General features: G+C 45.6%; 13 protein-coding genes. 11 read left to right on the forward strand and 2 right to left on the reverse strand.

Annotated features, from left to right (window positions below):
* Positions 1 to 128: 128 nt before the first annotated feature.
* Together trxC and LDL40_RS16815 are read right to left on the reverse strand one after the other, a co-directional pair.
* Positions 129 to 563, reverse strand: a complete 435-nt coding sequence (gene trxC / locus LDL40_RS16810; RefSeq protein WP_300996600.1) for a thioredoxin TrxC — start codon at positions 561 to 563, stop codon at positions 129 to 131.
* A gap of 151 nt (positions 564 to 714) precedes the next feature.
* Positions 715 to 2,514 carry a DEAD/DEAH box helicase gene (locus LDL40_RS16815; RefSeq protein ID WP_300996601.1) on the reverse strand — a complete coding sequence of 600 codons (1,800 nt, stop codon included), beginning with the start codon at positions 2,512 to 2,514 and terminating at the stop codon, positions 715 to 717.
* Between the two features lie 164 nt (positions 2,515 to 2,678).
* On the opposite strand from LDL40_RS16815, the gene mioC reads away from it, so the two are divergent.
* The 11 genes from mioC to atpA all read left to right on the forward strand — a co-directional run bounded on the left by mioC (position 2,679) and on the right by atpA (position 12,134).
* On the forward strand, positions 2,679 to 3,116 hold the full coding sequence (gene mioC / locus LDL40_RS16820; protein ID WP_300996602.1) for an FMN-binding protein MioC: 438 nt from the start codon (positions 2,679 to 2,681) through the stop codon (positions 3,114 to 3,116).
* Positions 3,117 to 3,648: 532 nt separating this feature from the next.
* Positions 3,649 to 5,538, forward strand: a complete 1,890-nt coding sequence (gene mnmG, locus LDL40_RS16825; RefSeq protein ID WP_300996603.1) for a tRNA uridine-5-carboxymethylaminomethyl(34) synthesis enzyme MnmG — start codon at positions 3,649 to 3,651, stop codon at positions 5,536 to 5,538.
* Between the two features lie 14 nt (positions 5,539 to 5,552).
* Positions 5,553 to 6,170: a 16S rRNA (guanine(527)-N(7))-methyltransferase RsmG gene (gene rsmG, locus LDL40_RS16830; protein WP_300996604.1), complete on the forward strand. Its 618-nt coding sequence runs from the start codon at positions 5,553 to 5,555 to the stop codon at positions 6,168 to 6,170.
* 27 nt (positions 6,171 to 6,197) lie between these two features.
* Positions 6,198 to 6,992, forward strand: a complete 795-nt coding sequence (locus tag LDL40_RS16835; protein WP_053423954.1) for a ParA family protein — start codon at positions 6,198 to 6,200, stop codon at positions 6,990 to 6,992.
* Positions 6,993 to 7,014: 22 nt separating this feature from the next.
* Positions 7,015 to 7,896: a ParB/RepB/Spo0J family partition protein gene (locus LDL40_RS16840; RefSeq protein ID WP_300996605.1), complete on the forward strand. Its 882-nt coding sequence runs from the start codon at positions 7,015 to 7,017 to the stop codon at positions 7,894 to 7,896.
* A gap of 142 nt (positions 7,897 to 8,038) precedes the next feature.
* The gene (locus LDL40_RS16845) at positions 8,039 to 8,431 is read left to right on the forward strand and encodes an ATP synthase subunit I (protein WP_300996607.1); all 393 of its coding nucleotides are present in this window, start codon (positions 8,039 to 8,041) and stop codon (positions 8,429 to 8,431) included.
* Positions 8,432 to 8,433: 2 nt separating this feature from the next.
* On the forward strand, positions 8,434 to 9,231 hold the full coding sequence (atpB, locus tag LDL40_RS16850; protein ID WP_300996608.1) for a F0F1 ATP synthase subunit A: 798 nt from the start codon (positions 8,434 to 8,436) through the stop codon (positions 9,229 to 9,231).
* A gap of 44 nt (positions 9,232 to 9,275) precedes the next feature.
* Positions 9,276 to 9,512, forward strand: coding sequence for a F0F1 ATP synthase subunit C (gene atpE, locus LDL40_RS16855; protein WP_300996609.1), 237 nt, complete (start codon positions 9,276 to 9,278; stop codon positions 9,510 to 9,512).
* A gap of 49 nt (positions 9,513 to 9,561) precedes the next feature.
* A complete protein-coding gene (gene atpF / locus LDL40_RS16860) occupies positions 9,562 to 10,035 on the forward strand; it encodes a F0F1 ATP synthase subunit B (protein ID WP_127026380.1) in 474 nt (157 codons plus the stop codon).
* 9 nt (positions 10,036 to 10,044) lie between these two features.
* Entirely contained in the window at positions 10,045 to 10,578 is a 534-nt protein-coding gene (gene atpH / locus LDL40_RS16865; RefSeq protein ID WP_300996610.1) for a F0F1 ATP synthase subunit delta, read from the forward strand.
* Between the two features lie 14 nt (positions 10,579 to 10,592).
* Positions 10,593 to 12,134, forward strand: a complete 1,542-nt coding sequence (gene atpA / locus LDL40_RS16870; RefSeq protein WP_300996611.1) for a F0F1 ATP synthase subunit alpha — start codon at positions 10,593 to 10,595, stop codon at positions 12,132 to 12,134.
* The last annotated feature ends 131 nt before the right edge of the window (positions 12,135 to 12,265 follow it).

Here is a 12,265-nt window from a genome sequence, read left to right on the forward strand (position 1 = left end):
TGGATGTCATGTTTTTTCCTTAACAATAGCGCAAAACAATAGGGAAACTGGGATTCAGTCTGGACTTTGCCGCCAGGCAAATCCAGACTTTTGCGACCAACTCAGTAGTGCAGGCTTTCGCTGCATTTTTAACTATGTTGCTGTAACCACTGGTAAAACATCTGCTTTGGCATAGCACCGGATTGTTGCGCAACCAGCTTACCCGCTTTAAACAGCATCAGAGTAGGAATAGAGCGAATTTGAAATTGCGCTGCCAACTGCTGTTGCTGTTCGGTATTGACTTTGGCAAACCTGAATTGAGGCTCTAATTCAGCTGCAGCCTGATTAAAGACAGGAGCAAAGTTCAGACAAGGTCCACACCAACTGGCCCAGAAATCCACCACTACAGGTAATTCTGATTTTTGGATCTGATTGGCAAAATTCTGCTGGGTTAACTCTATAGGTTTACCGGCGAAAAGCGCGTCTTTGCACTGACCACATTTAGGATGATCGGCAAACTTTTCTGGTTGAACCCGGTTTAAGGTTGAACAGTGAGGGCAGGCAATAATCATAACAGGCTCCAAAGTAAGCTAGTGAATCAAGATATGGGCACAGTATGAGTTTTTATAGAGTCGTAGCGATAAAAAAACCGGCTTTCGCCGGTCTTATGTCTAAGGATGGACGGTACGTCGCAACTGTCTGAAACCTTGTTGCGACAAATCCTTACTTCAGAGATTAATCTCTTGGCTTACGTGGTGCACGAGGTGCAGCACCTGGACGCGGGCCTGGGCCAGCTTCAGTGCGCTCACGGCGTGGGGCTGAACCAGCAGCTGGCGAACCAGTATCCACTGTGATGTTCAGTTTTTGCTTACGTACATAAACCTTTTTCAGATGCTGCATAGTTTCAGCCGGGATATTGGCTGGCAATTCAACAGTACTGAAATGATCAAACAATTTGATGTTACCGATAAACTGGCTGTCGATGTTGGCTTCATTGGCAATAGCACCAACGATGTCACCAGCACGAACACCATGTTCTTTACCCACTTCAATGCGGTAATTGGTGTAATCACCTTTTAACTCACGACGTGGACGTGGTGGACGGTCGCCACGTTCAGCACGATCACCAGAACGTTCAGGTCTGTCACCACGGGCAAATTTATCACGGCCACCGCGATCATCACGGTCACGGCTATGTGGTTCACGGATTTCCGGGAACTGAGATGCCACATTTAACGGCTGATCTTTTTGCGCCAGATACAACAGAGCTGCAGCCATGTCGATATCTGTAGTTTCTAACTTTTCACGCCAGTCGTTCACCAGATCCTGGAAGAAGCTTAAATTTCTGGCTTCAATGGTCTGAGCTAACTGAGCACGGAAAGCTTCAATACGACGTTGCTCGATCACCTGGCCTGTAGGCAGTGACATTTTTTCAATAGGCTGACGGGTTGCATGTTCGATAGTACGCAGCAAACGACGCTCGCGTGGCGATACAAAAAGAATAGCTTTACCTTCACGACCAGCACGGCCGGTACGGCCTATACGGTGTACATAAGCTTCGCTGTCGTATGGAATGTCGTAGTTGATAACCAGGCTGATACGTTCTACGTCCAAACCACGGGCAGCAACGTCTGTTGCTACTATCACGTCCAACTGATCTGCTTTTAAACGACGGATAGTCTGCTCGCGGTGAGCCTGGTTCATATCACCGTTTAAGCAGGCGACTGCATAACCACGGGCGCCCAGCTTTTCAGCAATTTCTTCAGTCGCACTTTTGGTACGAACGAAAATGATACTTGCATCATATTCTTCGCCTTCCAGAATACGGGTTAACGCATCCAGCTTCTGATTGTTGTCCAACATGACATAACGCTGCTGAATACGTTCAACAGTAGAGGTCTTCGATTCGATTTTCACTTCAGAAGCATTTTTTAAATGCTTTTGAGCGATAGCGCGGATCTGATTCGGCATAGTGGCAGAGAACATCGCGACCTGACGGCCTGGCGGAGTAGCATCCATGATGGTTTGTACATCATCGATAAAACCCATACGCAACATTTCATCTGCTTCGTCCAACACTATGGCGCGCAGTTTATCCAGCACTAAAGTGCCACGATCCAGGTGATCCATGATACGGCCTGGCGTACCCACAATAACCTGAGAACCACGTTTCAGCGCTTTTAGCTGAGTGGTGTAATTCTGACCGCCGTATAAAGGCAGAACATGGAAAGCTGGCATATAACGGGCATAAGCCTGGAACGCTTCTGCAACCTGAATAGCCAGTTCACGGGTTGGTGCCAGCACTAAAATTTGTGGATCATTTTGGGCCGGATCTAAACGGGCCAATAAAGGCAGCGCAAATGCAGCTGTTTTACCAGTACCAGTTTGGGCTTGGCCTAGCAAGTCTTCACCAGCCAGTAACTTAGGAATAGCCGCTTCCTGAATTGGAGACGGATGTTCATAACCAAGTTCTAAAACTGCACGAAGAATAGGTTCCGGCAGCGCTAGCTGGGAAAAAGACATGGACTCGGACATATATTGTATAAACCTCAATAACACGCAGGCGAACGGGTTGTGCTATTGTAGATTTACTGAGCCTGCTTTGCAGTAAAAATACCCAAAAGGTGCAAGAAGCATTCGCTTTGCACGTTTTAATTCCAGTAGTATAGCCAATCATTTCACTGACAATAGGATGCAGTATGATTGAGATCCTTGTGGGCAGCCAAATGGGCGCTGCGGAATATGCAGCAGAACAGGTAGCTGAAACTTTGGAAAAAGCGGGTTATGAAGTAAAACTTCACCTCACCCCTGATTTAACACTGTTAACCAGAAACAGTATCTGGTTAGTCGTCACTTCGACGTATGGCGCAGGGGATCTGCCCGATAATATCCAACCTTTTGTGGATCAATTAGCACAAGATCAAACAGATCTTACCACAGTTTCCTACGCAGTGATCACTTTAGGTGACTCCAGTTACGATACTTTTTGTCTTGCAGGTAAAAAAATCTCTGACTTATTTGCCTCTTTAGGCGGGAGATTATTGTTGCCAAGACTAGATATCGATGTTTTAACCGCTGAATTGCCTGAAGACCAAGCTTTGGTCTGGTTGCCTGAATTTATTAAAACCCTGCCTTGATACACTACTACTTATACACAGTAAGATTTTTTGCTTCAATTGACCCAAAGGCCCATCTATCAGAGGCCTTTGCTCTTTATAAACATATTCTGATCCACTCCTCCCGCAAGAGGATCATACTTATGATCCAGTTACACATAGATATCCACAGTTTTAACTAAAATTTATACCTAATGTGTATAAGTATAGTTATAACTTATGTAAAAGCTGAAGTTATCCTCTGTGTAACAAATGAGGTTTTATGCCCTGTGTATAAAATAGCGAGTTAAACACCGCTTGTTCGAGTCAGGATCTTGTGTTGATCACAGGATCCGATCCTTTCTAACTGATTGATCTTCAAAACAGATCAAAGGTTACCCACAGAAAAGGCTTTGTATAGTAGTAAACATAATAAAAAGATCTCTTTAAAGATCCTTATATATTACTAGTGATCTTTTCAGGATCGTGATCGACTTTTAATCATTTCCCAAAGCTTCAGATCCAGTTACAATACGCGCCCTTTTTACAGAACTGGTTTGAGTTCGAGGCCTATATGCTTTATCAGGAAACATTTGATGTCATCGTTGTTGGTGGTGGTCACGCCGGCACAGAGGCTGCATTAGCTGCGGCCCGCATGGGAATGCAAACTTTATTGCTGACTCACAACGTTGAGACTTTGGGTCAGATGTCCTGTAATCCAGCCATTGGTGGTATTGGTAAAGGCCATTTAGTGAAAGAAATCGATGCCTTAGGCGGAGTGATGGCGAGAGCTACCGATCGCGCTGGTATCCAATTCAGGACTCTGAATAGCTCTAAAGGCCCAGCAGTACGTGCAACCCGAGCTCAGGCTGACCGTCAGCTTTACCGTGCAGCTGTGCGATCAGTCCTTGAAAACCAGCCTAATCTGAAGATCTTTCAACAAGCCTGTGATGATTTGATCGTGGAAAACGATCAGGTTTGTGGTGTAGTAACCCAAATGGGACTGAAGTTTAAAGCTAAATCTGTAGTATTGACAGTTGGTACTTTCCTTGGTGGACAGATCCATATTGGTTTAGAAAATTACAGCGGTGGCCGCGCTGGCGATCCACCATCCATAGCATTGGCACGACGTTTACGTGAATTACCTTTCCGTGTAGGCCGTTTAAAAACTGGTACTCCACCTCGTATTGACGCCAGAACCGTTGATTTTTCAGTGATGCAGGCACAGCCAGGTGATAACCCTACACCGGTGTTTTCGTTTATGGGATCCCACAAGGATCAACCCACTCAGATCCCTTGTCACATCACCTACACCAACGAGCAAACTCACGATATTATTCGTAATGGTTTAGACCGATCACCTATGTACACTGGTGTGATTGAAGGCATAGGCCCACGCTATTGTCCATCCATCGAAGACAAGATCACCCGTTTTGCTGATAAAGATAAACACCAGATCTTTATTGAACCTGAAGGTTTAACCACACACGAGCTGTATCCTAACGGCATATCAACCAGCTTACCTTTTGACGTGCAATTAAACTTGGTACGTTCCATCAAAGGTATGGAAAATGCGCATATCACCCGCCCTGGTTATGCCATTGAATATGACTTTTTTGATCCAAGAGATTTAAAAACCTCACTGGAAACCAAGTTTATCAAAGGCTTATTTTTTGCAGGCCAAATTAACGGTACCACAGGCTACGAAGAGGCCGGTGCCCAAGGCTTAATGGCTGGCATGAACGCAGCGCTTTCTGCTCAGGACAAAGAGTCCTGGACGCCAAGCCGTGATCAGGCTTATGTTGGTGTTCTGATAGACGATCTGACGACTATGGGTACCAAAGAGCCGTACCGTATGTTTACCAGCCGTGCTGAATACCGTCTGATGTTACGTGAAGACAATGCCGATATTCGTTTAACAGCTAAAGGCCGTGAATTGGGCCTGGTGGATGATGTGCGTTGGGCTGCATTTAACCTGAAAATTGAACAGATTGAACTGGAGCGTCAGCGTTTAAAACAGCAGTGGATCCACCCACAACATGCGGCTTTAGCTGAAGTAAACAAACTGGTGAAAACCCCGTTGAGCAAAGAAGCTAGTCTGGAAGATCTGATCCGTCGTCCTGAAGTGAATTATCAGGATCTGATGAAAATTGATTTAATTGGTCCTGGTTTGGCGGATCCGGCTGCTGCTGAGCAGGTCGAAATTCAGATCAAATACGAAGGTTATATTAATCGTCAACAGGATGAGATCTCCAAACAGGAGCGCAACGAAAATACCCGACTACCTGCCAACTTTGATTACAAAGTGGTGAAAGGTTTGTCCAACGAAGTCATACTGAAGCTGAATCAGGTGCAACCTGAAACTATGGGCCAGGCTTCTCGTATTTCAGGTATTACACCTGCAGCCATTTCGTTATTGCTGGTTTACCTGAAAAAACAAGGTTTACTACGCAAATCTGCTTGAGCGTTGGGATTATCATGCTGGAAAAATTAAAAAAGCTGGTCGCACAGACCAGCTTGGTTTTATCTGAACACCAACTGCAACAACTGGTGGCCTATGTGCAGCTGCTGGATAAATGGAACAGTGCTTACAATCTGACGTCAGTACGTGATCCGGAAGAAATGCTGGTGAAACACATTATGGACAGCCTGGTCGTGTCACCTTTTGTTACAGGACAACGTATTATCGACGTAGGTACAGGTCCTGGTTTACCTGGTATCCCTTTGGCGATCGCATTGCCAGATAAAGAGTTTTATCTGCTTGACAGTCTGGGCAAACGAATTCGTTTCTTAAATCATGTTAAATTACAGCTGAAACTGCAGAACTTTGAGGCTATTCAAAGTCGGGTAGAAGATCATCAACCTGAAACAGGGTATGATGCGGTATTGAGCCGCGCTTTTGCGTCTATGACAGATATGGTGAACTGGTGTCAGCATTTACCAGCTGCGAATGGCCAGTTTTTAGCCATGAAAGGCGCTTTAGTTCAAGAAGAAATTGCAGCTTTGCCGAATTTTGTTAAAGTTGTCGGCAGCCATCCGTTACAGGTGCCAACACTGAACGCCGAACGTTATTTGGTTGTGTTGGAGAAAGTCTAGTTTAATCAAAAACGTATTGGGGTCCTTGTGGGAAAAGTCATAGCTATTGCAAACCAGAAAGGTGGTGTGGGCAAAACAACCACAGCGGTCAATCTGGCTGCCTCTATGGCCGCTACCAAACGCAAGGTACTGCTGATCGATTTAGATCCACAAGGCAACGCTACCATGGGTAGTGGTGTCGACAAATACGCTGTACCCGCCAGTGCTTATGAGTTGTTGGTGGAAGAAAAACCTTTTGCCGAAGTGGTGGTGAAAGAAACCGCAGGTGGTTACCATCTGGTTGCAGCTAATTCTGATGTGACTGCGGCCGAAGTGCGTTTGCTGAATGTGTTTGCCCGTGAACTGCGTTTACGTAATGCGTTAAAAGATGCCCGCCAGCAGTATGATTTTATTTTTATTGATTGTCCGCCTGCGTTAAACATGCTGACTGTCAATGCCATGGCCGCTGCCGACTCCGTGCTGGTGCCTATGCAATGTGAATATTACGCACTGGAAGGGTTAACAGCCCTGATGGATACCATCAATCAGCTGACTTCTGTGGTCAATGCCGATCTGAAAATCGAAGGTATCTTGCGGACTATGTACGATCCGCGGAACCGTCTGGCTAACGACGTGTCAGAGCAGCTGAAACAACATTTTGGCGATAAAGTGTATCGGGCGGTGATTCCACGTAACGTGCGGCTGGCTGAAGCTCCTAGTTTTGGTACCCCTGTGATGTACTATGACAAAGGTTCGACAGGCGCCAAAGCTTATCTGGCTTTAGCTGGTGAAATTTTACGCCGCGCTGATAAGAAGACTGTAAAAACTTCCACTCCCGCCTAATTGACAAGGAATACAACTGAAGATGTCGGTAAAAAAACGTGGCTTAGGCCGGGGCTTAGATGCTTTACTCACTACTAAACCTGTGTCTGATCAACAGAATGACGCCAACTTTTCTTCAGCGCAGCGGAGTGAACTGCAAAAACTGCCGATTGAATGGCTTAAACCTGGCAAATACCAGCCGCGTAAAGACATGTCACAGGATGCGCTGGAGGATTTAGCCAGTTCCATCCGTTCGCAAGGTGTAATTCAGCCTATTGTTGTTCGTCAGATTGGTGAACAATCCTATGAAATCATTGCAGGTGAGCGGCGCTGGCGGGCAAGTCAGTTAGCTCAACTGGATGTTATTCCTTGTATTATCAAAGATGTACCAGATGAAGCTGCTGTAGCTATAGCGCTGATTGAAAACATTCAGCGTGAAGATCTAAATGCGATGGAAGAAGCTATAGCGCTGCAGCGTTTATTGTCCGAATTTGAACTGACGCATCAGCAAGTAGCTGATGCTGTTGGTAAATCACGCGCCAGTGTGACTAATTTATTGCGCCTGAACCAGTTGAATGATGATGTGAAGTTATTGCTGGAACATGGTGATATTGAAATGGGCCATGCCCGTGCTCTATTGGCATTAGATGCTCTCCAGCAATCTGATGCTGCCCGCATAGTGGCCGCCAAGCAGATGACAGTGCGGGACACTGAAAATCTGGTGCGCCGCCTGCTTGAACCTACCCCTGAAGCCACTCCAAAGGTAAAAGACCCCGACGTCAGTTCATTGGAACAACGTTTAAGTGAGCGTTTTGCTGCCCCTGTTGAAATTAATTACAACAAAAAAGGCAAAGGCAATCTGGTGATATCTTACAGTAGCTTAGATGAGCTGGAAGGCATACTGAGCAAATTACAACCAAAGTAATTTGGATGCCTTATTGTAATTTTTCATTATTACAGACAAAAGTCTGAGTAAGGCCGCTTTTTCTTGCAAAAAAAAGGCAGATAAGTATACTTGCGCAGGCTTTAAACTATTCAATATTGACAGGATTAGCAGGCCACAAGAAGTGCTTAAAACTCAAAAAAAAGGCCCTTTAGCGCTAATTCCTAAGTTGTTGCTGAGCCAGTTTCTGGCTGCAGCCGTAATAACAACTATAGTTTGGCTGGCAATGGATGGACGATCCGCAAAATCCGCTTTGTTGGGGCTGCTCTGTGGCATGCTTCCTCACTCCATCTTTGCCTGGTATGTGTTCCGCTTTCACGGTGCAGATCAGGTTCAATTGATCCTGAAATCCATCTACCGGGGCGAGGCCATCAAATTTTTTCTCGTGGCATTGCTGGTATTAGCAGTGCTTAAATTTGTCGCAGTAGTGCATTGGATTTTTATCACGGCCTTTAGCGTGGCACTGCTGTTACAAATTCTGATACCGATTTTAATTAACTACGATAATTGGGACTAACGATGGCATCAGGTGCTGAGATTACAAGCAAAGAGTATATTACTCACCACTTGACCAACTGGAGTGTCGGCGAAGGTTTTTGGACCGTTCACGTTGATACTTTAGGCTGGTCAATTCTAATGGGACTTGTGTTCCTGTTTTCTTTCCGTGCTGTGGCTAAAAAAGCCAACGCCGGTGTTCCTACTAAATGGCAATGTGCTGTTGAGATGGTGGTCGAATTTATCGACTCTACAGTCAAAAGTACTTTTCATGGTAAAAGCCCTGTCATAGCGCCTTTAGCACTGACTATTTTTGTTTGGGTTCTGCTGATGAACTTGCTGGACTTAGTACCGGTAGATTTCATTCCTTATGCAACTCAGCAAATTGGTGCTTCTATGGGTTACGACCCGCACCATGTCTACATGAAAATTGTACCTACCACCGACCTGAACATGACTATTGCTCTGGCGCTGGGCGTATTTATTCTGATGATTTACTACTCCATCAAAATTAAAGGTGTGGGTGGTTTCATTAAAGAATTAACTACTCAACCTTTTAATACGCCTTGGTTGTACTGGTTCAACTTCATTCTGGAAGTCGTAGCTCTGCTGGCAAAACCACTGTCACTGGCGCTGCGGTTGTTCGGTAACATGTATGCAGGCGAATTGATTTTTATCCTGATCGCTATGACAGGTATTTACCAGATCTTTGGTTTGCATTTCATCTGGGCAGCGTTCCACTTATTGGTTATCCCACTTCAGGCCTTTATTTTCACTATCCTGACCGTGGTCTACCTGAGTATGGCGCACGAGAAACACTGATTTCGTTTTAACTTTAACTTTAACTTAGAAACTTGGAGAAAATCATGGAAATGGTATTAGGCTTAAAATACATCGCAGTAGCCCTGTTAATCGGTTTCGGTGCCTTAGGTACTGCAATTGGTTTCGGTACTTTAGGTGGTAAATTCTTAGAATCAGCAGCTCGTCAACCTGAACTGGCCGGTTCTTTACAAGGTAAAATGTTCATCGTTGCAGGCTTAATCGACGCTATCGCTATGATCGGTGTTGCTATCGGTCTGTACATGCTGTTCGCAATAGCTTAATTCGGTCTCTGAACAGAACCATTTACTTTGTAAATAAGGAGAAGCGGTCGTGAATATTAACGCCACTCTCATTGGTGAATTGATAGCTTTCCTGGTGTTCGTACTTTTTTGTATGAAATATGTATGGCCACCAATCATCAATGCTATTGAAACTCGCCAGCAAAAAATTGCAGACGGCTTGGCCGCGACTGATCGCGCCGAACAAGATCTGCGTTTAGCGCAAGAGAAAGCAAAACAGCATCTGGTAGAAGCAAAGACGCAAGCCTCTGCTTTAATTGACCAGGCGAAAAAACGCGAACAGCAGATTATTGAAGAAGCTGCCGTAAAAGCTCAGGCAGAGCGGGAAAAAATCCTGGCTCAGGCGAAAGCCGAAGTTGAAGCTGAACGGATCAGAGCGAAAGAGGAATTACGTAAGCAAGTTGCAGCTTTAGCTGTGGCTGGTGCAGAAAGAATTCTTCAGCGTTCAATAGATGAAGCTGCTCACAGCGACATCCTGGAAAAACTGGTCGCAGAACTTAATTGAGGATGAGCCATGTCTGAACTGACTAATTTAGCTCGTCCTTACGCCAAAGCGGCGTTTGAGTTTGCAGTAGAGCACAATGCATTAGAAGCCTGGGCTGGCATGTTATTTTTCGCTGCTGAAGTAGCAAAAAATGATTTTGTCACCGAGCAACTGCAAAGTGCCGGTGCAGCTGAAAAGCAAGCTGAGTTCTTTTTAAAAGTGTGCGGTGAGCAGTTAAATGCTCATGGCCAGAACTTTATTAAGCTCATGGCGGAAAATCATCGCTTGCTGGCGTTGCCTGCAGTGTTTGACGGTTTTGTTGCATTAAAAGCAGAGTACGAAAAAGAAGCCACTGTTGATGTGATTTCTGCGACTACGCTGAATGCGGCACAGCAAGACAAACTGATTGCGGCTTTATCGCAACGCTTAGCACGTAAAGTGAAATTGAACTGTAGTGTAGATCCGACCGTCGTTGGCGGCATGTTAATCAAAGCCGGTGATATGGTGATTGACGGCTCGGTTCGTGGCAAGTTAGACCGTTTAGCTACTGCACTGCAGTCATAATTGGGGATTAGAGCATGCAACTGAATTCCACTGAAATCTCTGAACTGATCAAAAAACGTATTGAACAGTTCGAAGTTGTCAGTGAAGCTCGCAACGAAGGTACTATCGTCGCTGTTACTGACGGTATTATCCGTATCAACGGCCTTGCTGACTGTATGCAAGGCGAAATGATTGAGCTTCCTGGCAGCCGTTACGCTATCGCACTGAACTTAGAACGCAATTCTGTAGGTGCTGTAGTTATGGGTCCATATGCGGACCTGCGTGAAGGTATTAAAGTCAAAGCGACTGGCCGTATCCTTGAAGTTCCGGTTGGCCCAGGTCTGTTAGGCCGTGTGGTAAACACTTTAGGTGAGCCAATCGATGGTAAAGGTCCAATTGAAGCTGCTGGTTTCGCACCAGTAGAAAAAATTGCTCCAGGCGTTATCGACCGTCGTTCAGTAGACCAACCTCTGCAAACTGGTTACAAGTCTGTTGACTCCATGATCCCAATCGGTCGTGGTCAGCGTGAACTGTTAATCGGTGACCGTCAGACTGGTAAAACAGCTTTAGCTATCGATGCCATCATCAACCAGAAAACTTCTGGCGTGAAATGTATCTATGTAGCTATAGGTCAGAAAGCTTCTACTATCGCTAACGTAGTACGTAAACTGGAAGAGCACAACGCTCTGGCCCACACCATTGTTGTTGTAGCTTCTGCTTCTGAAGCCGCTGCACTGCAATTCCTGGCGCCATACTCTGGTTGTACTATGGGTGAATACTTCCGTGACCGCGGTGAAGATGCGCTGATCGTATACGATGACTTGTCTAAACAAGCCGTTGCTTACCGTCAAATCTCTCTGTTGTTACGTCGTCCACCAGGCCGTGAAGCTTACCCAGGTGACGTATTCTATCTCCACAGCCGTCTGTTAGAGCGCGCATCTCGTGTTAACGAGCATTATGTTGAGCGTTTAACCAACGGTGAAGTAAAAGGCAAAACCGGTTCTTTAACTGCGCTGCCAATTATCGAAACTCAGGCTGGCGACGTTTCTGCGTTCGTACCAACCAACGTAATTTCGATCACTGACGGTCAGATCTTCTTAGAATCTGGTTTATTCAACGCCGGTATCCGTCCAGCGGTTAACGCTGGTATTTCGGTATCTCGTGTTGGTGGTGCTGCTCAAACAAAAATCATCAAAAAGCTGGGTGGCGGTATCCGTTTAGCCTTAGCTCAGTACTCTGAACTGGCGGCATTCGCTCAGTTCGCTTCTGACCTGGATGACGCGACTCGTGCGCAGTTAGACCACGGCCAGAAAGTTACTGAACTGATGAAACAGTTACAATACGCGCCAATGGGCGTGGCTGACATGGGTGTGTCTATTTTTGCTATCGAAAAAGGCTACATGAAAGACATCGAAGTTGCCAAAATCCTTGATTTTGAAGCTGCTTTAATTGCTTACATGCACTCAGAGCACGCAGCGTTTATGGCTGATCTGAACAAAACCGGTAACTACAACGACCAAATCGAAGCGACTTTAAAAGGCGCTATTGAGAAGTTTAAAGCAACTCAGACTTGGTAAACATATCGGGTGTGGGCAACCGCACCCGGTCGTTGAAACTTTCGGAGATTAGTCATGGCCGGCGCAAAAGAGATAAAAAGTAAGATCGGGAGTATTAACAATACTCGTAAGATCACCAGCGCTATGGAAAA

Origin of the sequence: Rheinheimera sp. (assembly GCF_020217005.1) — a bacterium.
Classification (GTDB): domain Bacteria; phylum Pseudomonadota; class Gammaproteobacteria; order Enterobacterales; family Alteromonadaceae; genus Pararheinheimera.